This window comes from Flavobacterium frigoris (assembly GCF_900111075.1).
GTDB classification, from domain to species: domain Bacteria; phylum Bacteroidota; class Bacteroidia; order Flavobacteriales; family Flavobacteriaceae; genus Flavobacterium; species Flavobacterium frigoris.
This window is the reverse complement of record NZ_FOFZ01000005.1, coordinates 90,030-116,731: the sequence shown is the minus strand read 5'-3', so window position 1 is coordinate 116,731 and position 26,702 is coordinate 90,030. Positions and strand designations below refer to the sequence as shown.

Genomic DNA, 26,702 nt, shown 5'->3' with positions numbered 1-26,702 from the left:
CACTGCTCCGATGTTAGCTGAGCTAACACAATCTTTAAAAAATGAATTAGAATAGTAATTCATTCTGCAGGGGAATATATATTGTTTTCCTGGACAATTTGGGGATTTTACTTTTTAAATCCTTAGCTATCCATTCTTCTTTTTTTCGTCTTTGTATTTTAATTTGTTCCATCGGTATAAAGCTTACGTTAAATCGACTATTTTTACTTTAACATGTTTTAAGTGAACGGATTAACTTAATTAAAGTTACAAAAAAATATTTAAAAAAATATTTTACGTTCCTATTATTTTTGCTCCAAAATAAAAAAACCACCAAAATTGAATTTGGTGGTTTTAGATAACTACGAAGATTGTTTTTTTAATGAAAAATTATTTTTTTACCAAGTATTTGATGTTTTGTAATTTTCCGTTTACAACGGTTTTCAAGAAATAGAATCCTTTTCTTAACGTCGATAATTCTAAATTTGAAATTGATTTTCCAGCGCTAATTTCGTTACTACTTTGATATACTAACTGACCAAAGAAGTTGTAAACCCAAAAGTCAACTTTAGCAGTTACTGAACTAGTTAGACTTACATTTACATTATTAACAAATGGATTTGGAAAGACATTCACGTTAGTAATTCTTACCTGATTATTATCTTGTTGCGTACAACTTCCTAAAGTATCCCCATGTGCTAAATGCCATTTTACAGCGTTTTCATCGACGCAAATTGATCTTCCGTTATGACAAATTTCAACTTTTGGATTTCTGGTGTTATTCCCACAACGAACATCTTCGACATTTACAGTTCTTTCTGCAACAGCAGTACAACCATTAGCATCAGTAACTGTTAACGTAAATGTAGTTGTTTGCTCTGGACATACTTTAATTGTGTTTGTTGTAGCTCCATTACTCCACTTATAAGAGTAGGGTTGAATACCTCCAGTTATTCCAGTCGCACTAAGTGTCGTACAAGATTTTTCTTTGTAACCATTATAAACAGTTACCTCTTCTGCAGAAGGAATATCAATCGCATCAGCTTCAGTAACGGTAAAGTCTTTAGTGATGGTATGATTTAAAGCATCAGTTATTGCTACACTATAGTTTCCTGCAGTAAGAGCTGTAATAGTACTTGTGGTTGCATTAGTGCTCCATAAATAGGTATAAGGACTTATTCCTCCAGAAACATTTATTGTAGCGGTTCCGTTAGCTTCGCCATTACACATTGCATTAGTAACATTTAGAGATTCAACTTCCATTAATTTTAATTGCAATCTGGCAGTTACCGGGAAGTGATCTGAAGCTGTTTTTGTGTAATCACTAGAGAAAAACTCATAGTGTACTCTTGCTGATTGATCAATATACAAATCAGCTAGTTCATTAGAAAGGGTAATGTGATCAATCATATTTTCGTAAGTAGCATACGATCTAAATCCTTGCTCACTTAATGTTTTTGTTACCACATTATAACTTGCAGCATCATTAACATAAGCTTCATAAGTAGAAACAGTCGTAGTTACATCTGAAACTGTGTAGTCAACATCGTCGTTATAATCTCCAAGTAAGATTAAGTTCGCATTTTGATATTGTGCATCTAAAGTATCTTTTAATACCTCAACATCAAATTTACGCATGTCGTATTTGCCTTGAGCATCACCACTTGTATTGGCTCTTGCATGAAGGTCAATAATGTTAATTTGTTTTTTGTTACCATCAATAGTAACATTAGCAGTTAACATAAAAGGTAATCTTCCACTAGCAAAAAAACGAGATTTATCAGTATTTGGATAATTAGCTAATGCGGATTCATCACCACCATTGTAATAGGGGTGAATTGTTTTTAGTAACACTTTCGTACTAACTGCTTCTACCGTTTTGTTTTTGTAAATGAATCCAACTTTTTGTTTTGGTCCTGATACATCAAAAGGATATGAAGTAGCTTCAGATAAAACAAAACTGTAATCATTCATTTCGCTTACCATTTGAGCCAATAATGCATCATCAGAAACTTCTTCTACAGCGTAGATATCGGCATCTAATTGTTGTAATATAGTTTTAACGGCTTCTTTTTGTATCATATCTGAGTTTGGTTTTCCAGCTGCTGGAGAATTTGTTTCATCACCAAACCAAGCTACATTCCAAGTAGCTATATCTAAAGTTTTATCTTTAGAAATAGCTAAATCACTTCCTGTTTGTTGGTATTTATCAGCACATTGGAAGTCTGTCCTCATTCTAGGCAAAAGCTGTTGAGTTGCAAAATAATTACCTACAACACCTATAATTTCAGAACAAGTTTCTGGTTGGGCAAAACCTACAAGATCATTTACATCAGCGTCGATGCGCAATTGAGCCGTTCCGTTTGCATCAGTAATATTTGTATTTGAATTGCCAAACATAATCGTGCCCGGTTTAGGGAAAGTCGTATTTTGAATACGCACCAATTCCGCAGGATGGTTTACCATTTCGCTTAGAGTAATCGTCTTAGGTTGGATAGCCTGATTTGGCAATCCATTATTTGTAACTGCGCTTACAGGACTAATTTGAAGTTGGTCGCTGTAAGAACTTCTTGTTCCAGTAACGGTAATTGAATCTCCTATTTTGAAAATACCAGCGCCATGAACTGTTTTATCAAAAACGGCAATTGCACCGGTTGCATCTTGAATATAGGCAGATCCTGCAAATTGATCAGAAACAGTCAAAACGCCAGTGACTGTTACAATTTCACCATCTGCTTTTGCTCTCGCTTCAGCAATTGGAAGTACTACAATTATGTCACTTGCATTTCCAAAAAACTGTCCTGCATTTATGGCCCCGAAAGTATTGTTAGCTGCTTGCCATGTAAAATCAGCATAAGTGAATCCAGCTCCAGTTAATTGAAGTGAAGTTCCTACTGCAGCTGTACTAGCTTCAGCAATACTAATGTCAGTACTGGTCATTCCGCTCGCCGGACCATTAGTCGCTGTAAAACTACCTTCATAACTTAAAAATTGAATTAGCTTACCAGAAGGGTCTACTAATGCTATTCCATCAGGAGAACCATTTTGTAATCCTGCAATAGATACAGATACAGTTCCATATCCATTCAATTGATCTGGAATAATTCCTGATAAAGTTCCTATAGGAGTATATGTTGCACCACCCGTTCCGTTATAAGGAATAATGCTCCATCCTGTTAAATCAGTTCCTGCATAACCAGCTACTTCAACCGCTTCGCCAAGATCTGTTCCAGCATTGTCATAGTGAATCTCATTGATGAATACTAAATCACCAAATTTTTGTCCCACATTCACTTTACCAAAAGTACTAACAGCTGCTTCCCATGTAAAATCAACATATTTTGTTCCTTTTCCAACTAACTGTAATGACGTACCTAAAGTCGCAGTACCTGCTTCAGCAATACCAATATCAGTACTTGTCATTCCGCTTGCTGGACCATTAGTCGCTGTAAAACTACCTTCGTAGCTTAAAAACTGAATTACATTATTGGCAGCATCTACTAATGCGATTCCATCAGGAGCACCATTTTGTAATCCCGAAAGAGGCACTGATACGGTTCCATATCCATTTAATTGATTAGGAATGGTTCCTGATAAAGTACCTATTGGTGTGTAGCTTGCTCCTCCATTTCCATTATAAGGAATAAGTTTCCAACCTGTTAAGTCAGTTCCCGCTAGTCCTGTAATTTCAACTCCTTCATCAATATCTGAACCTGCGTTATCGTAATGAATTTCATTTATAAATACAGATCCAGCGAGTGCAGGTGTCGTTGCGTTTTCTAGAGTCGTTACGATTATTTCATTACTTGCATCTGATGTATTATCATCGGCATCTAAAGCTAATACAGTAACTCTATAAGTAGTATTTGCTGTTAGATTAGTAAGTGTAAAATTGGTATTCGTTGTGGCAGCAATTTTTGTTGTTCCATTAAAAATTTCGTAGGATACGGCACCTGCTCCTGCTTCCCAAGACAAGGTAGTTGTTGTTTGAGTCGTGTTGCTTGCCGCTAAATTTGTTGGATTAGTAAGCGGCACAGTAGTAGTAGAAAATGACTGTCCGTTATTAATATTTCCATAGGTGCTTGCGCTTGCAGCTTGCCATGTAAAATCACTATATTGAGTTCCTGATCCTTTTAATTGCAAAGACAAACCAATTGCTTCAGTTCCATTTTGTGAAACACCAATATCAGTGCTTGTCATTCCATTTGCTGGACCGTTAGTCGCTGCAAATGTTCCTTCGTAGCTTAAAAATTGAATAACATTTCCTAAATTGTTAACTAATGCAAGTCCGTCAGGAGCTCCATTTTGTAGTCCGTTTACAGCAACGAAAACGGTACCAAATCCGTTGGATTGATTTGGGATAATTCCTGATAAACTTCCAGCTGGAGTATAAGAGGCACCACCATTTCCATTATACGGAATAATACTCCATCCTGTTAAATCCGTTCCTGCAGTTCCTGCAATTTCTATACCTTCACCTACATCTGTACTAGCATTGTCATAATGTATTTCATTCATGAAAACAACAGAAGTTGTAGGAGTTGGTGGAGGAGTACCCGCTAGGGTTGTCACGGCAATACTATTGCTACCATTTGATATGTTTCCTGCCGCATCAAAAGCTTTTATTGAAAAAGTATAATTTGTATTAGCTGTTAATCCTGATAAAACATAATTAGCTGTTGAAGACGAAGCAATTTGTACCGTTCCGTTATAAATTCGATATCCTAGAACACCCACATTATCTGTAGACTGAACCCATGTTAACGTCGTTCCCGTTTGAGTAGTATTTGTGGCATATAAATTAGCAGGTACTGAAGGAACTTCTGTATCGAATACAACGCTGCCGTCAAATCGGTTTTCTGCTTGTGGGCCTCCCCAAATTGTTGTTGCAAAAGCGGGGTTGTCAATAAAAGGATTTCTATTTCCTTGAACTCCTTCTAATATTGTGTTTCTGTTTATTTCTATTTGGGAAACAGGATCTTCAACATTCCATTGCAATAAAATATCTGGAATATCTCCACTAAAAGTTTGTGAACCTACGGTAACTGCATTAGGAAGACATTGATTTCCGTAACGCACATACATGTACATTACCATACGCGCTACATCCCCTTTCCATTCATCTCCAGGATACCAATAGGCACCGTTTATTAATTTTGAATTACCAGTACCAGAACCATAAGGATAGTTATTTCTTGTTGAATTCAAGGTGATATCTGAAGCTCTAAGATGATGTGCGTCACTTCCAGGTCCATCAGTACCTAAATTTGGATTTCCCAAAGACTTTGCATAAACATGCTCTCTGTTCCAGTTTCCTTGGTTTCCACCATTTAAATCTTTAGAACGAGTACGGTCATTAGTAATATCACTATCGGTATCATTGTAACCGTAAATCAATAAAACTTTGCTAGGATCAGTAGGATCTAAGTCGGTTTGTTTTAATGCATCCCATACTCCAGGAGTATAACTTAAGATTGTCGTATTGCTACTTATTAAAGTTGCAAGGCTCGATTTTAAGGCATTTCCCGTTTGGTTGATATTGGTTCCATTATAATAGGAGGGAACCTGACCAAATGATAAGAGACTTAAAAAAGAAAATACAGTCGCAAGAAGCAGCTGCTTTTTCATGTAAATTTGTTTCATAGTACTTGTAAGTTTATTAGGAGGTAAAAATATAAATTTTCACACATGTATAATTAGATTAGTATTAACAAATTGTTAAAATTATCAACAATATATACTAAAAAACAAATGATTATTTAAAAAAAAAAGCATGCCTTTATGCGATAGAAACGTAATATATTGCAGTTTTTTTTAATTTTCGAAAACTAATAATAATGCTATAAATTTCTACTTAAATGTTGTTAATAGCAGTCGTTTTTTGAATGATTGTAGGATTAAAAGGAATAATCAAATGGGTCAGTAAAATTTTTTGAAACGGTTTTCAGGAAAATAAGTAACTATATTAAGTATGAGCCTAGCAGTCCAATAGGATAGCCAATTTATAAAACTGGAAGAGATATTATTTCTTTTTTTAAGTGATGTTGGGGTTATTCTTTGACATTGTGCTATTATTTCGTTTAGGTGTTCTAAATAATTGCTGGAAAATGCGGTAGATTTAATTTCAACATTCATTTCAAGACTTCCATAAGAGCTCAAATTATTTAAGTTGAAAGAGCCTATAGTGGTCCAATTTCCGTCGACAACCGCTGCTTTTCCATGCAAAACGGTTTTATTCCATTCATATAATTCAATGTTGTTTTTCAAAAGAGCAGCGTATATATGATAGGTAGCTCGTCTAGAAAGCGCAACATCTGATATGCCAGCCAGGATTAATTTAACTTTGACCTGATTTTTCGCCGCTTTTTTCAATGCGTTATTCATTCTTCTGCCAGGAAGGAAATAGCTTCCCACTATGACGATTTCTTTTTTAGCGGTGGTGAAGGATGTAATATAAGCGTCATAGATTTCGTTTTTCCTTTTCAGCCAGTCATTTTGAATAATACTGACCACCGTTTCTTGCTGTGTCTGTAAAACAGTTTCTATCTTTTTTTTGAAAAAATATCTTTTCTTTAAAAAAAGGTCTCTACATAACAATTGAAGTTTTTTTGCAATTATTATATCATCAATTTGAACAGCATAGTCTAACCAGGGTTCTTTTCCCGGTTTGCCATTATATTTATCGGCAATATTGATTCCACCAATTAATAGCATCTGAGCATCCGCAACAACAATTTTATGATGCAGTCTTCGGCCAATGTAAAAAGAGTTTGCTGAAAAAAACGGAGAAAAAAAGCGAAATTGAACTCCGCGGGAAGTTAATTCCTCCACTACTTCTTTAGGAAATGAAAACGAGCCAAAGCCATCCAATAGTAAATACACCTTTACACGACGAGCTGCCGCTTCTTTAAGTTTTTCTATAATCTTAGTTCCAGTGGCATCGTTTTCAAAAATATAAAATTGAAGATGAATCTCATATTTCGCATTTTGAATAATTTGTTCCAGTCGGGAAAAATAGTCCTCGCCGCTATACACTAATTCCAGGCAATCAGGATGTGTTGTGTTTTGGATTTTAGACATAGACGTTTTTGGATTTAACTCCTTTTATTAAAAGAAACTCCAAAAGATTTTCAGTGTCAAGAGTCCCTACAAGAATCCCATTTTCCATTACTAACATTAAGTTGGATTTATTAGCAGAAACTAATTCAAAAATGTCTTCCAGTAGGGTTTCCACATCTAAATAGATTAAGTTTTTATTCATTGCAGAGCTTATAACTGTATTCTCGCCTTTTTCGGAAAGTGCTACTATCATTTGATCTCGATTTAGCGTCCCAACGGGTTCATTATCTTTGGTAATCATAAATATCTTTGATTGACTGTCCAGTAGCAGCGCTATTGCCGTTTTTATAGGCGCGCTGGCATCGATAGTTTGATATTGTTTCATAAGTACATCCCGCACTTTAAAACCTTTGAGAATGAATTTAGAGGCGGCATGCTCTGTTTCCATTTGGGCCGATACAATAACAAATAAGCCTATGAAAATTAGAAACGGATTGGAAATAAAACCCAAAAGAATAAACCCTATTGCTATAAATTGGCCAATTCTTGCTGCTATTCTGGTTGCAACATGTCTTCTAAATTTAAAGGCTAAGAGTGCTCTAAGGACGCGTCCTCCATCCATGGGGAAGGCCGGAATCAAATTAAAAACGGCCAATACGATATTTACAATAAAGAAATTTAGGAAAAAATTACTGGCATTTACACCAGTTGATAATTGCGCAGCGAGTGCCTCTGCATTTTCTGGAAATGTTATAAAAAAACTAGTTATTAATGCCAAAACAATGTTTACTAGTGGCCCAGCAAAAGCAACTACTAATTCTTCTAAAGGTTTTTCAGGCAGTTTGTCCAATCTTGCTAGACCTCCAATGGGAAGCAATGTAATGTCTCTTGTTTGTATTCCATAGTTTTTTGCGGCTAGTGCGTGCCCAAATTCATGCATAACAACCGTGACAAAAATGCATAAAACGAAAATGACCGACCAAAGTATTTGTACAGCATTATAACCTGTCCGATAATTGATAAAAATAATAAAGGCAATAAGTAACGAAAATGTCCAATGTATAAATAGGCCAATACCCGCTACTTTTCCGAGTTTGAATGTTCCTTTCATTTTTCATTTTTTTTTAATATTATAAATTTCAGTATAATGGTAAAAAATACTTAAATTATTTAAAATCAATAAAGTGTAGGACTTTATATAAAAAGGAAAAGGGGCTTATCCTTACACTAAAGTACAATTTTTTTTTGAAGAAGTGATGTAAAGTGAGAATAGGATTAATTTGTTTTTCAGGTATCCATACTAAATCTATGGAGTATCAACACATTAAATCTATTTGATACCTCTAATGATCCATTTCCCAATTTCTACTGCCCAAAAAACGATGCTTGATACCAGTAGGGTTATTACTAATTCATACAACGACAACGGTTGTGTTTTGAATACCATATTAAAGAAAGGAACGTAGACAATCATCAGTTGGAGTAAAACTGTCAACATCAAAGCTCCCAAAAGAGGTTTGTTCGAAAAAAATCCAATTTTAAAAAGAGATTGCCGTTCAGAACGAATTGCCATGACATGGCCCATCTGGCTAAAACAGAGGACTGTAAAAGCAATGGTTTGCCAGTGTGGAATGTTGGCTTGAATTGCCCAATACTGAATGCCTAGAGTGATCAAACCCATCAGCAAACCAACACTTAGTATATGTAATGCCATCTTTCCTGCAAAAATATTTTGCGTTGGATCCCTTGGTGGCCGATTCATTACACTACCTTCTGCCGGTTCAGAAGCTAAAGCCAATCCGGGTAATCCGTCTGTTACGAGATTAATCCACAAAATGTGAATAGCCAGTAGCGGAAAGGGTAAACCAAAAAAAGGAGCAAGGAAAATGGCGCAGATTTCCCCGAAATTCCCCGTTAGTATGTACTTTATAAATTTTAAAATATTATCAAATATTACTCGACCATCCTTTACGGCAATCAAAATGGTAGCAAAATTATCATCAAGCAAAACCATGTCGGCTGCCTCTTTGGAAATGGCTGTCCCATTGATTCCCATAGCAATCCCAATGTTGGCGCTTTTAAGGGCGGGAGCGTCATTTACACCATCACCGGTCATCGCCACAAATTGATCTTTTGCTTGCAGTGCTTTTATAATTTTCAATTTTTGCTCTGGGCTCACACGGGCATAAACACGAACATGTTCAACTATATCTGAAAACTCTGTTTCTGATAACGCAGTCAGTTTGGTTCCGCTCAATATAAGGTCTTCCTCCGAGGTGATTATGCCCAACTGCTTTGCAATGGCTTTTGCTGTGAGTTTGTGGTCACCGGTAATCATTACAGGGATTATTCCTGCTTGTATGCATTCTGAAACTGCCTTTTTTGCTTCGCTCCGCGGTGGATCAATCATTCCTGCAAACCCGATAAAGGTTAATGAAGATTCTATTTCATCTACATTTAAGGTTTCCGGTAAAGTTTGCATTTCTTTTATGGCATAGCCAATAACCCGATACCCTTCGTTGGCTACTTCGTTTGCTTTTCGCTCAAACTCAGAAATCAGCGGTTTTTGATCTTTAACTATTTTACCTAACAGTACATCGACAGCCCCTTTGGTAATGACGAGTATCCCATTTTCTGTTTGATGTATTGTTGTCATGCATTTTCTTGACGAATCGAATGCAAATTCGGCCACTCTTGGAAATTCTTTTTCCAATTCCTTTTTTTTACTGTTTTTAGTTAAGGCATATTTTACCAATGCGATCTCCGTTGAATCCCCATGCCAGCCTCCGTCTTCTTTTTCTGAGGCATCACTGTTTAGCACCATTGCAGTGAACAGGGCATTATTTTGACTAAAATGAGTTTTGGTTTTTAGATCAGGAGTCAGATACACTTCCTTTACGGTCATTTTATTCTCGGTCAGCGTTCCTGTTTTATCAGTGCATATATAAGTAACCGAGCCAAGTGTTTCCACCGCTGGAAGTTTTCTTACAAGTGCATTACTTTTTGCTAATCGTTTAGCACCAAAGGCAAGAGCAATTGTAACGAGTGCAGGCAAGGCTTCCGGAATGGCGGCCACAGCAAGCGAGATAGACGTTAACAGCATGCTTAAAATAGCTTCGCCATTGAGCCATCCTATCATAAAAATTAAGGTGCAAATTATCAAGATGACAATGGACAACCGTTTACCGAATGCAGCCAATCGTATTTGTAATGGAGTTGATGAATCTTGTGATTGAATCATCTGTGCAATGTGACCAAGTTCCGTGTCCATAGCGATTGCCGTCACATAAGCGCTTCCGTGTCCTTTTGTGATAAAAGTGCCTTTGAAGCCTAAATTGCTTCGGTCCCCAAGGGGATAGTCGCCATCGGGTAGTTTTTCAGATGTTTTATCAGTAGTATTTGATTCGCCTGTAAGCGTTGATTCATCTACTTTTAATTGATGGGTTTCAATAAAACGAACATCAGCGGGGATTCTGTTCCCGGCTTCGAGCAAAACTACATCACCGGGAACCAGCTTAGCAGTTGCTAAGGCGATCGTCTTTCCTGCCCGAATTACTCTTGTTTCTTCAGGAATTATGTTTTTAAGGGCTTCCATTGCTTTTTCAGCTCGGTATTCTTGCACAAAACCGATTGCCGCGTTGACTACAATTATGGTAAGAATAATAATGGTATCTGTTAAGTCACCCATTATACCTGAGACAATTGCCGCCAGGATAAGGATTAGAATCATAAAGTTGGATAATTGGTGGAGGACCATCCGTAAAACAGTGTTCTTTTTTTTGTAATCAATCTTGTTTTTGCCGTGCTTGGCTTGGCGTTGATTAGCAGTTTTTTCATCAATGCCTGCTGGGGATGTGTCCAACTTCTCGGATACTTCAGAAAGAGAAAGTAAATGCCAATTCATGTTCATCTGAATTTATTTTAATTAATCGGTCTTTCTGTTTTTTAAATTTCAATTAAGATAGTCATTAATTGAATCCGGAGGAGAAATTATTTAAAAGTATTTTCGTTCATAAAGCGATGACGGATTTATGATTTTGAAAGTTAAAAGTAACGGAATAACGAATTTTTAAGCAGGTATAAATAGTAAGTATTGTTCGTAAATGTTTAATAATTAATGAAATGAAATAAATTTTCAATTATTCGAAACAACTTATTTAAGTTCATTTTCAGAGAGACCATTATAAGCCCAAGCATTAAAATTAACAATGGTGGTCTGTGCAATTCCCTCTAAAGCTTCGTTAGTCAAAAAGCCTTGATGTCCCGTAATTAAAACGTTAGGGAAGGAGCGAAGGATAGTGTATAAATGATCCTCCAGTTTTTTATTAATGTGATTGCCAAAGAAGATTCCTTTTTCCTTTTCATAAACATCTAAGCCAGCTGCTCCGATATTGCCCATTTTGAGTGCATCTATTAGATCTTCTGTATTCACGATAGTTCCTCTTGCAGTGTTAATAAACACGACTCCTTTTTTCATCAGGCTAAAATTGCTTTTGTTGAACATGTATTTTGTTTCATGATTAAGCGGACAATGAACTGAAATCACATCTGAAGTTGTACAAACCTCTTCCAATGTGGTATAGTTTATATCTATTTGCTGGATTAATTCCTCATTTTCTTGCGGATCACAAGCTGAAATTTGGCAGCCAAAACCATACATTATTTTTGCGAAAGCGGTACCTATTTTTCCAGTTCCAATGATTCCTATCTTTTTCCCATGCAAGTCAAAACCGACCAAATGATCCAGACGGTAGTCACCCATTTGCATGAGTTTTTGGCCTAGAATAATCTTTCGATTTAAGGCTAATAACAAGGTTACGGCATGTTCCGCTACAGAATAGTGGGAGTAAGCGGGTACATTTGCCACTTTGATTCCTAAAGCTCTCGCTTTTTTCAAATCGACATAGTCATATCCCACAGATCTTAAAGCAATATATCTAACGCCGTAGAAATATAATTTTTCCAGTACGATAGCAGAGGCATTATCAGGGGTAAAAAGAGAAATACCTTCAAAACCCTCTGCTAGTTTGACCGTGTCTTCATTTAAAGGCTGGTTCGTATATTCTATTTCTAATTTCCCATGTTTGGCATTTTCGATAAATGGTTTGTCAAACGCGTATATGCTGTACATTAAAATTTTCATGATGTTTTTTTTAGTTCCAATTAAGGAATGATGGCTGTTATTTTTGGCTATTCTATTTTCTAAATCAGGATTTCTGCTTTTCTATTGCATTCTTGATATAGGAAAGAAGTAACTTCAAGGTGGTGGTTTTCCCATAATCTCGTTCTGGTATTTCAATTCCTAGTTTATCATCTAATACCACTATAAATTGTAAAGCATCAAACGAATCAATATTAAGGGTCTCTCGAATATTATCATCATCTTGCAATTCTGACGGTTCTGTTTCGGGGGCAATTTTTTTCAACAATTGAAAAAGGGTCTTTTTAATTTCATCTTCTTTCATAATGAATCCGGATTTTGTAAATAGTTGTTTATGGCAGCTAAAAAACGACTACCGATAAGTCCATCCGTTGCCCGATGATCCCCAGCTAATGTGGCCTTCACAACAGACCGAATGCCTAACATGCCCTTTTCGGCAAAAGGCTGTTCTGAAATTGTCCCGAAACCCACGATTGCCACCTGAGGCGGATAAATTATGCCATAAACTACATCGGCGCCATTTTCTCCAACAGAGGTTAGCGTAATAGTAGAATCTGTCAGTTCTGAACTTCGTAATTTAAAGGCTCTTGCTCTTGGAATAATGTCATTTAATGTCTCCATGATTTCGTCAACACTTTTTAAATTAGTATGATGAATCGCCGGAACAATAATGCCGCCAGTCGTCAACGAAACAACAAACCCAATATTAATATCTTTTTTTTGTTGTAAACCGTTTTCCCAAATTGCGTTCAAATCGGGAAAATCAGATAAAGATCTCGCTGTTGCCTTGATAAGAAGGACAACGGGTAGCAGTCTTTTTTTGATGGAACGTTGACTATTGGCTTCTTGTAACCAGGCCAATGCTTTTGTAAAATCTATCTTTTTTTCTAAATAATAGTGCGGAATCTCGCTATTCGACTTACTCATCGCAGCGGCTATTGCTGATCGAATTGCTACTGCTGGAGCATTGATTTTTTCGGGTTCAATCTTTTCTATTTTTGCAATTTCGTGATCGACATTTTCTTTGGTAATGGCTCCGTCAGGACCGGTTCCTGCCACTGATTCGAGATTGATGTGGTTCTCTTCGGCAATTCTTCGGGCGAGCGGTGATACTTTTATTTTTCGTGTTTCAGCCGTGCTTATAGGCGTACTTTTGATTGTTTTTTCCTCAGTTGGTTGCAATGGGGCAGGTTCTTTTTCTTTTTTTGTTTCTAAAGACACTCCGCTCGGCTGTAGTAGTGCCATAACGGCTCCTACAGGAACTTTTGTTCCTTCCTGAATGAGGAATTTATCAATGATGCCTTCATCGAATATTTCAATTTCAATAAGCCCTTTTTGTGTTTCCACCTCAGCGATAATATCGCCGCGCTTCACCGTGTCGCCTGGTTTTTTTTTCCATTCGATCAATGTACCGTCTTCCATGTCTGCACCCAAACTGGGCATTTTAAATTCAATCATGATGAATCATTTTTTTAACTGTATTTACAATGTCATTTACCTGAGGAATAGCCGCTTCCTCCAGATGATTGGCGTAGGGTATAGGGACTTCCGCACCACATAATCGTTGTACGGGAGCATCCAAATCATAAAACACTTTTTCCATTATTCGGGCCGATACTTCTGCAGAAATACTGACGGAGCGCCACGCTTCTTCCACAATAAGTGCCCGATGTGTTTTGGAAACAGAAGCCAAGAAAGTGGTTTCGTCTATAGGTCGTAAAACGCGGAGATCGACTACTTCGGCTTCAATGCCTATTTTGGCTAATTCAGTTGCCGCTTCTAAGCATTTATACACCGCTGCTCCATAAGTAATAATCGAAATATCTTTTCCTTCTCTTCTTACTTTGGCTTTTGTTATCGTTACCGGAGTGGCTTCCGCAGGAATTTCTTTTTCCATATTCAACAAGAAAGTATATTCGAACAGAATCACGGGGTCTGGACTTTGAAGAGCGGCATGCAACATGTTGCGGGCATCTTCATGTGTACCTGCAGAAAGAACAATTAATCCGGGAACATGGGCGTAAAAAGGTTCCCAACTGTGCGAATGTTGTGCCGCCAATTGCCGACCTATTCCGCATCCAATGCGTATAACCACTGGTACATGAACCTGACCGCCGGACATGTGCAATAAGGTGGCGGCATTGTTTACGATTTGGTCGAAGGCAAGTAAACTGAAATTGACGGTCATCACTTCAACAATGGGCCTCATACCCGCTATTGCAGCGCCAATTCCTGCCCCTACGAAGCCTGCTTCAGAAAGCGGAGTGTCCATGATGCGTTCCTCACCAAACTCTTGCAAAAGTCCTTTGCTTACCGCAAAAGCGCCACCGTATCGTCCCACGTCTTCCCCCATAAGAAAAACACGCTCGTCATTTTGCAACGCTTCGCGCAACCCTTGTTTCAGCGCTTCGCGATAGGTAGTTTTTATTTTTGTAGTGGCGTTTTCCATTTTTAGAATATGTGAGTTGGAGAGATTTAGGTTAAATGATTTTCCAGCGGTTTAAAGTGGGCAGAATGTTTACGGCGTCTTGAATCAGCTTTTCTGAAAGTTTCAATTTCTTCATCTGGGTCTCTACCGTTTCCTTCATATCGCCAAATGTCATACTGGGTTTGACAAATGACCCAGCATCGTAACAAAATTTGCAATACTCATCCGTTTTTAAACCATTTGCTTCTGTTCCTTTCAATTGCTCATTGTCAAGTGGAATTCCACAACTTTGACATAATGTTGCTACTATCATAATTTTTGTTTTTAAAGGGTTCGATTAAAATCTTTTCAGGGTTTTACTTTGTTTTGTAGCCCCTGATGGGTTGTTTGTTTTTTATTGCATTTTATTTTCACTGTAAGTGAATTTTGTCAATTCTGCTATAGGCTCCCAGGTTCCCGCTTCTGCAAAATCGACGGCCAATTGGACTTTAGTTTCAATTTTCTGTTCGAATGCAGTGATTTCAGCTGGGGTAATCCATTTTTGCTTCAATAGGTAATTTTTGAATGTCGGAATGGGATCTCTTTTTTTCCATTCGTCAACCTCTTTTTTAGCCCGATATAATTCGGCATCAAACATCGAGTGTGCCTTAAAACGATAAGTATTGCAAACTAATAAATATGGTTTTCCACTACTTCTCACTTTTTGTGTGGCAGTATTGGCGGCATCGATTACCGCCATTAGATCCATTCCGTCCACCGCTTCAGCTTCGATACCGTAAGCAGCTCCTTTTTTTTCAATGTGGGTCTCGGAATGGGAGTGCCTAATCGCCGTTCCCATGGCGTATAGGTTGTTTTCACAGACAAATAACAGAGGAACTTTCCAAAGTGCCGCGAGATTCATTGCTTCGTGAAATTCGCCTTCGGCAGCTGCTCCTTCGCCAAAAAAGCAAACAGTAATATTTTCTTTCTTTTGCTTTTTGGACGCTAAAGCCATTCCGACAGCCAGTGGTAAATGACCGCTGACGATAGCATTTCCTCCATAGAATTTTTTTGAAACATCAAATAAATGCATGGAGCCCCCCCGGCCCAGTGAGCAACCTTCCATTTTACCATACATCTCAGCCATAATTACATCAGCATCGATTCCTCTTGCTAAGGCATGCCCGTGTTCTCGATAGGTACACAATACATTATCTTCCTCTGTTATGGCCTGTATAACTCCTACCGCTACCGCTTCTTCACCAGTATATAAATGTAAAAACCCTCGGATTTTAGATTTTGTATATTGCTCTGCCGCTTTTTCTTCAAACCTTCGTATGAGCAACATTTGGTACAAAAGAAGCAATGCTTTTTTTATTTCCATGGGTTTCGCTATTGTGGCTGATTGTGACATAGTGTCGATTATTATTATTATTATTATTATTTCGGATTTTATTTTACATACCAAATGCATAGTAATAGAAAGTAGGATCACCAGCATATTTTCCTTCAATCATTATCCCTCGCTGCTGTCCTTGTACGGCTTCGATAAAAGACTGAACTATAGTAACAGGTGTTATGTTGACAGAAGTAATTACAAATCCTTCCCGAATGTCTGTGCTACTTTTCAGTTTTCCATCGTATAGTTTCGTGACCTTTAGTCCATTTCTAACATTGTATTTTTTCTGATCGTCTTTGTCGATTTCTGCAAGTTCCACTCCTAATTCTTTTAATAAATCTGTTTTTAGAACAACAGTGGTAGCTGCTGTATATTTTTTGAGTATTGCCGTAAGTTCTTTTTTATCTTTACCATTTCTGATTACCGTAATTTTTACCTTGTCTCCCGGACGTTTGCGAGAGATAATCTCCTGTAATTTTGATGCCGTTATTGTTTCAATATTATCAATACTGATAATCACGTCTTTTGCCCTGATTCCAGCCTCTTTTGCGGCTCCGTTATCGATTAAAGCATCTACATAAACGCCGTTAGCACGGTCGATGTTGATCTCTTTGACCAGTACACTGTTTAAATCTCGGATACTGATTCCCAGAACAGCTCTTTGAACAGCCCCGTAATTCATCAGATCATTGGCGACTTTTTTTACGATGTCTACCGGAATCGCAAAAGCATAACCCGCATAAACTCCTGTGGGAGTTGCTATGGCGGTATTGATACCGATCAGTTTTCCTTCTAATGTCACTAAGGCTCCGCCGCTATTACCGGGGTTGACTGCTGCATCGGTCTGTATGAAGGATTCAATGGCTCCCTGATCCCGGAGTATGTTTATATTTCTTGCTTTGGCACTTACAATTCCAGCTGTGACCGTAGATGCCAGATTAAACGGGTTTCCAACTGCAACGACCCATTCTCCAATTTCAATGGTGTCACTGTCGCCAAATAGTATAAAAGAAAGATTTTTTTCATCAATCTTAAGGAGTGCCAAATCGGTGAGGGGGTCACTACCCACCAGTTTGGCAGTGTAAGAACGTCCATCAAACAAGGTGATGTTAATTTCGAGGGCATCCTTTACCACATGATTGTTGGTTACTATATATCCGTCAGGGGTCAATATTACTCCTGAAGCACTTCCAACTAATGGCATCGAATTATTTTCGGATGAATTGGGGGGCTGAAATTTATATTGTCTGAATAAAGGATCGTTTTTAAAAAACTCTTTTAAAGGATTGGGCAAATTATAAAACTGATTTTGGTCGCCATTTTCATATTGTTGGATCTGTGATGTAAAACTACTCTTAATGTTGACTACGCCTGGCGTTGCTATTTTAGCAGCATTTCTGAAATCTACAATCCCAGTATAAGATATGTTAGCTTGTGTAGCGGCAGTCTTCTTTTGAATTACTTCCATGTCATTTTCATTCTTCTTATCCTGGGCTTGACATCCTTGAAATAAGAGAAGAATAATAAACAGGTACATCCTTTGCGTTTTTAAATTCATTTCTATAAATACTATCATGGCTGAGATTGATTTTAATAAATTGATTTTTGATAGGACTGATCCCTGTTTTTTTATAATTTCAGGATTCCTCCAATGTTGAAATATCACCTTCTGGTAAGCCGAGTTCACGTGCTTTCAGCAGTCTTCTCAAGATCTTTCCACTGCGGGTTTTGGGAACGCTTTCGACAAACTCAATTTCTTTCGGAGCGACGGCAGGACCCATTTCTTTTCTGGCAAAGCCTATAATGTCCATCTTCATTTGTTCATTGGCTTCGTTTCCGTCTTTCAAAACCACAAAGGCTTTTACCAACTCCCCAATATTGGGCTCAGGCTTTCCAATTACCGCTACTTCCGCCACCGCAGGATGTCGCATTAACGTACTTTCTACTTCAAACGGCCCCACCATGTGCCCTGAGGTTTTGATAATATCATCGGCGCGGCCGATAAACCAAAAATAGCCTTCGGCATCTTTTTTTGCCAGATCACCGCTGAGGTACCATTCGCCAATAAAACATTTTTTATAGCGTTCCTCCTCATGCAGATAGGCGCGAAATAGGGAAGGGAAGCCTTTTTTCAAAACCAATTGACCTTGAACGTTAGGGTCTGTTATTATTTTCAGCTGCTTACCGTTGACCTGTGCAATGGCAATTTCTACCCCAGGCAAAGGTTTTCCCATAGAACCAGGTTTTACTTTCATCGAAGGATAGTTGGCTATCATAATACCTCCCGTTTCCGTTTGCCACCAATTGTCAAGAATGGGGAACCCGAAATTTTCCTCACCCCAGATTACAGCTTCTGCATTAAGCGGTTCTCCCACACTCAAAATCGATTTGAGATTTTCGAGATTGTATGCTTCTTTGGGCTTTATGTCTTCCATACGCATTAAGCGCCTGATTGCCGTGGGCGCAGTATACCAAGTAGTTACTTTTTGCTCTTCGAGTATAGAATACCATCTGATGGCATTAAACTCTGCTTCATCGATGATACTAGTAACGCCGCAGACTAGCGGTGCAATGATTCCATAGGAAGTCCCAGTTACCCAACCCGGATCGGCAGTACACCAAAACCGATCTCCTTCATGAAAATCAAGTACGTATTTACCCGTTATGTAATGGGTAAAAACCGCATGATGCACATGTAAAACCCCTTTTGGCATGCCGGTAGTTCCACTGGTAAAATGAAGTAAAGCAGCATCTTCAGGATTTGTTTCTGGAATTTTAAAATCGGTTCCGGCTTGATCCATGAGTGTGGAAAAGGACAGTATTTTGTCTGACAGGTGTTCGGTCGCATCCGTAAGAATTATATATTGAAGAGAGGGAAGTCGCTCCACCAATTGTTTTACTTTCTTCTCATATAACTTTGAAGTGGTAACCAGTAGCGTCACATCGCCTTTGCTTACTCTTTGATAAATAGGCTCAGGGCCAAACACAGAAAATAAAGGACAAAAAACAGCGGTATATTTTAATGTTCCCAAAGCAGTAATATACAATTCAGGAATTCTTCCCGTTAGCGAGAAAACACGTTCCCCTTTTTTAACCTTCAGTTTTTTAAGGACATTGGCAAATTTTGAACTTTGGATTTTCAAATCGGAATAGGTGAAATCCTCTGTGCTTCGGTCTTTTTTAATAAAACGAAGGGCAACCGTATCTTTAAGATGGTTTTGAGCATGTCTGTCTACAGCTTCATGGGCAATGTTTAACCCTTTACCATCGGGGAGTCCACTTAATTCCCGAGCGCAATATTTCCATGAGAAAGTCGCTTTTACTTTGTCATAATCCCTAAGATTATATTGGATAGTTTCGCTGTTATTGATTGAATACATAATTGTTGAATTAGATGGATAAATTATTTATTGCGCCACAAAACCACCATCTACGGCCATGGCATGTCCGGTTACAAAAGAGGCCTCGTCTGAGCACATCCATACGACGGCATTGGCGATTTCCTCTGGCTGGCCCATGCGTCCAACTGGTTCTAAAGCTGTAAATTGTTCTATTGCTTCTTTCTTTTTTCCCGTAAGGCGATCCATCATGGGAGTTTGTATGACTCCTGGACAAACAGCATTCACTCGGATTCCCTGTTCGGCATATTCCAATGCAGCCGTTTTGGTCAATCCGATTACGCCATGTTTGGAAGCGACATAAGCAGGTAGTCCTGAAAATCCAACAAGTCCGGCTACCGAAGAGCAGTTGACAATGGTACCTCTGCCTTGTTTTAGTATTTCGGGAATTTCATGTTTCATACAGAGCCAAATCCCTTTTAGGTTGATACCAACGGTTTTATCCCAATTTCCCTCTGTACAATCGGCCGTGGGAGCGGAATCTCCTTCAATACCGGCATTGTTAAATGCATAATCCAATCGTCCAAAAGTAGTTATGGTTTTTTCGACCATATTTTTTACATCTACACTTTTAGAAACATCGCATTTAATAAAAATAGCTTCCGCGCCCAAGTCTTTAAGAGTTTTCATTGTTTCCGGACTTTCATGCCAATCTACAACAACAACGTTGGCTCCTTTTTTGGCGAAAGCCAAGGCAGTGGCTCTTCCTATTCCTGAAGATCCTCCTGTAATAATCGCTACTTTATTTTTGAATGCTGTTTCCATAACTTTATTTTTTTTGTTTATAGACGTACCGTATTTTTCTTTTCGGTTGCCAAAATATTTTCAATTCCTTTGATAAGGGCATCGGGATTAAATGAAATACTGTCTATTCCTTCCTCTACTAAAAATTGGGCAAATTCTGGAATGTCACTGGGCGCCTGACCGCACAATCCCACTTTTATTTTATTTCTCTTGGCAGCATAAATCGTTTCCCTGATTAAATTTTTCACCGCTGGATTCTGTTCGCTAAACAAATAACTGATTAATGCAGAATCACGGTCCAGACCCAGTGTAAGCTGTGTTAAATCATTCGAACCGATAGAAAACCCGTCAAAAAGGGAAGCAAATTCATCAGCTAATATGACGTTACTAGGGATTTCTATCATCACGTAAACTTCAAGTCCGTTTTCTCCTTGTACTAGTTTATTGGTGGCCATCTCTGCAAGTACCTTTTGTCCTTCTTCTACGGTTCTGCAAAAAGGAATCATCAGTTTTACGTTGAGAAAACCCATTTCGTTTCGCACTTTTTTCATGGCTTCGCATTCCAGAGCAAACCCTTTTCTATAAAAATCGCTGTAGTAACGAGAAGCACCTCGGAAACCAATCATTGGGTTTTCCTCCTCGGGTTCAAAATATTTTCCGCCAATAAGATTAGCATATTCATTACTCTTAAAATCGCTCATTCTCACAATTACATCTTTGGGATAGAAAGCCGCCGCTACTATTGAAACTGCTTCAGCCAGTTTGTCAATAAAATATTTTTTGCTATCGGTATATCCTTTCGTTAATTCTGATATTTGGTCGATCACCGCTTGATCAATCACTTTTTCGGGTTCACAAAGTGCCAGCGGATGAATCTTAATACTATTTGAAATTGCAAACTCCATTCGCATCAAACCAACCCCTTTATTGGGGTAGTTGCTCAGTTCAAAAGCTCTATCAGGGTCTGCGAGAATGAACATTGGATTGGTGTCTGGCATGGATAATTGGCTAAAATCCTGTTCTGTGACTTCCCATTTTAACTCGCCTTCATATATGTTACCGTTCTTTCCTTCAGCACAAGAAACCGTGATTTGCTGTCCATTTTTTATTTTTGAAGTGGCATCACCGCAACCTACCACGGCAACGACGCCAAGTTCCCGTGCGACAATCGCGGCGTGACTGGTGCGTCCTCCTTTATTAGTAATAATGGCAGCTGCCTTTTTCATGATTGGATCCCAATCTGGATTTGTCAAATCGGTAACTAGAATTTCCCCTTCCAACAATTGATTTCCTTCCTGCGGGCTATTGAGTATGCGCGCTTTTCCGGTAGCTATTTTATCTCCCAATGCGATTCCCTGAGTGATAAGCGTGCCTTTTTCTTTGAGTTTGTAAATCTCCCGCACTTGTTTTTTATCTTTCCCATGAACCGTTTCAGGACGCGCCTGAACAATATAGAGCTGATTGTTTACCCCATCTTTTGCCCATTCGATGTCCATAGGTTTTTTATAATGTTTTTCAATTTTGTAACACCATTGTGAAAGTTGGATGACTTCTTTGTCATTTAATGAAAATTGATTTTGTTTGTCTACAGTTGTGGGTGTATTTATGATGGTATGTTCAGATGAGGTTTTTTCGCTCTTTTCGGCATAAATCATCGTAAATTCTTTTCGGCCACAATGCCTTTTCAGAATTGGATTTAGTTTTGGGTTTTCTAAAGTGGGCTTAAAGACCATCCACTCATCTGGTGTTATGGTACCCTTGACAATATTCTCGCCAAGACCCCAACTGCCGTTGATGATGATTGTATTTTGAAAACCAGTATCAGGATCAATAGTAAAGGCAACACCTGAAGAAGCCTTATCACTTCGCACCATCTGTTGCACACCAACAGAGATAGCAACATCTAATTTTGTAAAACCCATATCGTGACGGTACTTTATGGCGCGATCTGTAAATAAGGAAACGTAACAACGAAGTATAGCATCAATTAATTGGTTTTCACCACTTATATTAAGGAAGGACTCCATTTGTCCAGCAAAACTTGCTGTAGGTAAATCTTCTGCAGTGGCACTGCTTCGTACCGCTACTCCAAGGTTCTTTGTATCACTTTGCGTGCTTAGCGATTGATAGGCAGTATTTATTTCGGCACGTATTTCGTCAGGAATAAGTGCTGATAGAATTAACGCTCTTGCTTTCTCACCAATTTCAGACAGATTGGCGTATTGGTTTGTGTCTAGTTTACTCAATAAATCATCTAATGATTTTTCTAAATTGTTTTTTTTTCGAAATAGACGGTAGCCAGCTGCGGTAACTGCAAATCCATTAGGAATATTGACGCCAATGGGCTTCAACTGATTGTATATTTCACCAAGGGAGGCATTTTTACCCCCAACTTGATTTATTGCAGTAATACCAATTTGGTTAAAAAACAAGATGTATTTATAATTTTCCATTTTTAATATATTTAATTTAAGTGATGACTGCTTTATTTCAATAAGGCAATAGAAAAATATTTAGAGCCTGCTTTTGTTGTTCGAAATCAAAAAATGTTTTTTAAACCCATTGTTAGAATTATAAGTGCGATTTGGGAACTAAAGGAAAAGCGTAGTAGGTTTGCTCTTCATAACTGATTTAGTCTATTACTAATTTAATCAAAAAAAAATATTTTTGATACAAAAATCACGTTTATTTTAAAAGTATTTAAATTTAATATGCTAATTAGCAGTGTTTTGTATTTTAATTTTTGAAGGTTATAGTATTTGAGTTTTATTAAATTTGAGTTTTATCTCTTTAATCAAATTCAAATAATTTAGTGTTTCTTGATTTTGGAACTAGTTAAATAAGATAGCACTGAGGTTAGTATCGTGGGTTCTTATAATAAATTGGCAATTTTGATTTTGAATCAATTATTATTATATTTTTGTATGTAATCTAAAATAAGATATGAGTTTGAAATGTGTAAATAAGTAGTATATATTTCAAATAAACAGTTGCTTTTTAGAACGATTGATCCCAAATCAATACCAGCACCAAATAATGAAAAAACCAATATTACCATTAAATGAATCAGAGCGGCTTAATGCTCTTGAAAGTTATTCTATTATGGATTCCAGACCTGAGAAGGAGTATGATTCCATTACACAATTAGCCTCTTACATTTGTGGTACTCCTATTGCCTTGATAAGTTTATTAGATGAAAATAGACAATGGTTTAAATCAAGAATTGGTTTAGGGGCAAGTGAAACTCCGCGCGAAATCTCTTTTTGCCAATATACAATTATGGGAGAAGAGGTATATGAGGTAACTAACGCATTAGAGAATGAAATTTTCGCAAATAATCCCTTAGTGACCAGTAATCCTGACATCAGATTTTATGCGGGTGCACCCCTTCAGGATGCTAACGGATTTAATTTAGGCTCACTTTGTGTAATTGATACCAAGCCAAGAATGTTGTCTGATGAGCAGAAAAATGCGCTACAATTGTTAGCTAATCAAGTGGTTTTATTATTGGATCTGCGAAAAAAAAATGCTGATTTTAAAACTACACAACTGGAATTCCAGAATTTTATTGAACTCTCAAAAGAGTTAGTTTGTATTGCTAATGTCGATGCTACATTTCGTAAAGTAAACCCAGGTTTTACGACTGTTTTAGGGTATTCTAAAGAAGAATTAGAAGGTAGATTGTTTGTGGATTTTATTCATCCCGAAGATTTAGACAAAACCTACAAGGAAGTAGAAAAGCTAGCAAATGGGCACAAAACAATTAGTTTTGAAAACCGCTACCGCTGCAATAATGGAGCATATGTACTCTTAAGTTGGAATGCATCACCAGATCCTGAAACAGGAAATCTATATTGCATTGCAAGAGATATTACCTTTGAAAGAGAGCAGCAAGAAATTGTAGTACAAACTACTAACGAATTAAAAGCGATACTTAATGCTTCTGCATTATCAATAATTTCAACAGATCTCGACGGAACGATCAAACAATTTAATAAAGGAGCTGAAAACTTACTAGGTTACCAAGCAGACGAAGTAATAGGAAAAACCTCAGCGGGTATTTTCCATGTTGTAAGCGAGGTTGTACAACGTTCCCAAGATTTAAGTGAAGAACTCGGCGAACTTGTGGAGCCAGGATTTGATGTGTTTGTAATTAAACCTCGAAAATTTGGGATTGCAGATACTCATGAGTGGACATATTTAAGCAAAAACGGCACTACTTTTCCGGTATCATTATCAGTTACTGATATTAAAAATAGCGCAGGGGAGATAACTGGTTACTTAGGAATAGCTAAGGACATTTCAAAGGAAAAGGAAGCAGAACAGAATTTGATTAACAGCAATAACTTGTTAGATGAATCCCAACGGATAGCTAAAATAGGAAGTTGGAAATATGATCTACTTACAGATAATCTGATTTGGTCAAAAGGTCATTATAATATTTTTGAATTAGAGGAATTGCCTGAAAACGAGCTTAACGATGCCTATAGAAATCGGATCTATCCCGAGGATCTGATCTCTTTAGATGAATTAAGTGAAAATGTTGTAAAGACGGGTGAAAATTTTAAAATTAATTATCGAATAGTATTAGCTGATGGTAGAATAAAGGAAATTGTTGAAATAGGCCAACCTTATAAAAATCGAAGAGGAGAAGTAATTGGAATGCAAGGGACAATCCAGGATGTAACAGATGAAATAATTGCCGAACAGAATTTAATAAACGCCAATAAACTATTAGACGAGTCGCAAAGCATTGCCAAAATAGGAAGTTGGAAATACGATATACTAACAAATGATTTATTTTGGTCCAAAGGGCATTATCAAATTTTCGAATTAGAAGAATTACCTTCAAATCAGCTCAATACTGTTGCAAGGTCAAGAATTCATCCTGCTGATCTATCAATTCTTGATGAGTCTGACAAAATTATGATGGAAACGGGAAATGACTTTAAAATAAATTACAGAGTAGTACTTCCTGACAATAGAATAAAACAAATCAGAGAAATTGGGCAACCTTATAAGAATGAAAAAGGGAAAATAATTGGAATGCAAGGGACAATTCAGGACGTAACAAAGGAAAAAGAAACCGAACTTAATTTAATTAACAGTAAAAAATTATTAGACGAATCTCAAAGTATAGCTAAGATAGGAAGCTGGAAATTTGATTTAATCACTAATGATTTAACATGGTCTATGGGACATTATGAAATGTTTAATTTGGAATAATTACCTTCTGATCAACTTTTTAATGCGTACAGAAGTCGAATTCATACCGATGATATAGTTGGACTTGATAATGCTTTAGCACATACATTAAAAACAGGAGAAGATTTGCATTACGACCATAGATTAGTATTGCCTGACGGTAGCTTGAAATACATTGTGGCAATAGGAAAAGGATATAAAAATGACAAGGGAGAGGTTGTCGGTATTCAAGGTACTGTGCAAGATATCACAGAGAAAACACTTGCTGAACAAATTATAATCGAAAAAGCAAAAGAAATAAATGATGTCAGATCTGCTTTAGATGAATCTTCGATAGTGACAATTACAGATCACAAAGGGATGGTTACCTTTGTGAACGATAAATTTTGTTCTATTTCTAAATATTCGAAAGAAGAGCTCATTGGTCAATTTCATTATCTTGATAATCCATATTATAAAATAAATAGATTCATCAAAAATATATGGACAACCATCGGTAACGGGCGTGTGTGGAGCGGAGAAATAAAGAATATTGCTAAAGATGGATCATTCTACTGGGTCTATTCTACAATTGTTCCTTTTTTAAACAATGATGGAAAACCCTATCAATATATTGCAATTAGTTCTGATATAACAGAGCAAAAACAAGCACAGGAAAGCTTAAACAATGCATTAACTGATCTTGAAAAAAAGAATAAGGAACTAGATCAGTTTGCTTACGTTGTTTCTCATGATCTAAAGGCTCCCCTGAGGGCGATTAATAACCTTTCGGAGTGGATTATGGAAGATATGCCTGAGATGCCTGCTGAGGTAAGTAGTAATTTTGGTTTACTACGAGGTCGTGTCATGCGTATGGAAAATTTAATTAATGGCGTTTTAGATTATTCCCGTATTGGTAAAACATTAATTGAAAAGCAGGAAACTGATTTAAAAATAATGTTACATCTAATTATTGAAACAATTGTACCCACTGAAGGGTTTGAGGTCAATATTGCAGACACTATTCCTGAAATTAAGATTGCAAGAATATTATTTCAACAGATATTCACTAACCTTATCAGTAATGCAGTAAAATATAATGACAAACCAATAGGGAAAATCGAATGTCTTTATGAATCATTACCTAATTTTCACCAATTTACCATAAAAGACAATGGCCCCGGAATAGCAGAAGAATACCATCAAAAAATATTTAAAGTTTTTCAAACCATTGAAGCTCGCGATAAAAAAGAAAGTACAGGTGTCGGGTTGTCAATTGTAGAAAAGATAATCGAAGAAATGGGAGGTACTATTCGCATTTATTCTGAAGAAAATAAAGGCGCAAGTTTTATCTTTACAATTCCTAAATAA

At 37.3% G+C, this 26,702-nt stretch carries 16 protein-coding genes and 1 pseudogene; 3 read left to right on the top strand and 14 right to left on the bottom strand.

Annotated features, from left to right (window positions below; all coding sequences use genetic code 11):
* Positions 1-369 precede the first annotated feature (369 nt).
* From BMW63_RS08925 to ppsA, 14 genes are all read right to left on the bottom strand, one after another.
* Complete coding sequence (locus BMW63_RS08925; RefSeq protein WP_083380404.1) at positions 370-5,622, bottom strand: endonuclease; 5,253 nt, start codon at positions 5,620-5,622, stop codon at positions 370-372.
* 276 nt (positions 5,623-5,898) lie between these two features.
* Complete coding sequence (locus BMW63_RS08920; protein WP_074723117.1) at positions 5,899-7,059, bottom strand: phospholipase D-like domain-containing protein; 1,161 nt, start codon at positions 7,057-7,059, stop codon at positions 5,899-5,901.
* On the bottom strand, positions 7,052-8,149 hold the full coding sequence (locus tag BMW63_RS08915) for a site-2 protease family protein (protein ID WP_074723116.1): 1,098 nt from the start codon (positions 8,147-8,149) through the stop codon (positions 7,052-7,054). The genes BMW63_RS08920 and BMW63_RS08915 overlap by 8 nt, the downstream gene beginning before the upstream one ends.
* Before the next feature lie 219 nt (positions 8,150-8,368).
* Positions 8,369-10,942, bottom strand: coding sequence for a cation-translocating P-type ATPase (locus BMW63_RS08910; RefSeq protein ID WP_074723219.1), 2,574 nt, complete (start codon positions 10,940-10,942; stop codon positions 8,369-8,371).
* A 249-nt stretch (positions 10,943-11,191) separates the two neighbouring features.
* The gene (locus BMW63_RS08905; RefSeq protein WP_074723115.1) at positions 11,192-12,181 is read right to left on the bottom strand and encodes an NAD(P)-dependent oxidoreductase; all 990 of its coding nucleotides are present in this window, start codon (positions 12,179-12,181) and stop codon (positions 11,192-11,194) included.
* A 64-nt stretch (positions 12,182-12,245) separates the two neighbouring features.
* Positions 12,246-12,503 (bottom strand): acyl carrier protein, encoded by a 258-nt coding sequence (locus tag BMW63_RS08900; RefSeq protein ID WP_074723114.1) that lies wholly within the window; start codon positions 12,501-12,503, stop codon positions 12,246-12,248.
* Positions 12,500-13,657, bottom strand: a complete 1,158-nt coding sequence (locus BMW63_RS08895) for a dihydrolipoamide acetyltransferase family protein (protein WP_074723113.1) — start codon at positions 13,655-13,657, stop codon at positions 12,500-12,502. Before BMW63_RS08895 ends, BMW63_RS08900 begins: the two co-directional genes overlap by 4 nt.
* Positions 13,650-14,648 (bottom strand): alpha-ketoacid dehydrogenase subunit beta, encoded by a 999-nt coding sequence (locus BMW63_RS08890; RefSeq protein WP_074723112.1) that lies wholly within the window; start codon positions 14,646-14,648, stop codon positions 13,650-13,652. Before BMW63_RS08890 ends, BMW63_RS08895 begins: the two co-directional genes overlap by 8 nt.
* Positions 14,649-14,679: 31 nt before the next feature.
* Complete coding sequence (locus BMW63_RS08885) at positions 14,680-14,940, bottom strand: zinc ribbon domain-containing protein (protein WP_074723111.1); 261 nt, start codon at positions 14,938-14,940, stop codon at positions 14,680-14,682.
* Positions 14,941-15,021: 81 nt separating this feature from the next.
* Entirely contained in the window at positions 15,022-16,020 is a 999-nt protein-coding gene (gene pdhA / locus BMW63_RS08880) for a pyruvate dehydrogenase (acetyl-transferring) E1 component subunit alpha (RefSeq protein WP_074723218.1), read from the bottom strand.
* Positions 16,021-16,063: 43 nt separating this feature from the next.
* Positions 16,064-17,581: a S1C family serine protease gene (locus BMW63_RS08875; protein WP_083380402.1), complete on the bottom strand. Its 1,518-nt coding sequence runs from the start codon at positions 17,579-17,581 to the stop codon at positions 16,064-16,066.
* A gap of 61 nt (positions 17,582-17,642) precedes the next feature.
* Positions 17,643-19,385 carry an acetate--CoA ligase gene (acsA, locus tag BMW63_RS08870; protein ID WP_074723109.1) on the bottom strand — a complete coding sequence of 581 codons (1,743 nt, stop codon included), beginning with the start codon at positions 19,383-19,385 and terminating at the stop codon, positions 17,643-17,645.
* Between the two features lie 27 nt (positions 19,386-19,412).
* Complete coding sequence (locus tag BMW63_RS08865; RefSeq protein WP_074723108.1) at positions 19,413-20,168, bottom strand: SDR family oxidoreductase; 756 nt, start codon at positions 20,166-20,168, stop codon at positions 19,413-19,415.
* 17 nt (positions 20,169-20,185) lie between these two features.
* Positions 20,186-22,600: a phosphoenolpyruvate synthase gene (ppsA, locus tag BMW63_RS08860; RefSeq protein WP_074723107.1), complete on the bottom strand. Its 2,415-nt coding sequence runs from the start codon at positions 22,598-22,600 to the stop codon at positions 20,186-20,188.
* Between the two features lie 583 nt (positions 22,601-23,183).
* Between ppsA and BMW63_RS18420 the strand changes: the two genes are divergently transcribed.
* From BMW63_RS18420 to BMW63_RS18545, 3 genes and pseudogenes are all read left to right on the top strand, one after another.
* A complete protein-coding gene (locus BMW63_RS18420; protein WP_074723106.1) occupies positions 23,184-25,373 on the top strand; it encodes a PAS domain S-box protein in 2,190 nt (729 codons plus the stop codon).
* Positions 25,374-25,403: 30 nt separating this feature from the next.
* Positions 25,404-26,237, top strand: a pseudogene (locus BMW63_RS18550) (PAS domain-containing protein); the annotation flags it as partial.
* A 51-nt stretch (positions 26,238-26,288) separates the two neighbouring features.
* Complete coding sequence (locus BMW63_RS18545) at positions 26,289-26,702, top strand: sensor histidine kinase (RefSeq protein ID WP_262488758.1); 414 nt, start codon at positions 26,289-26,291, stop codon at positions 26,700-26,702.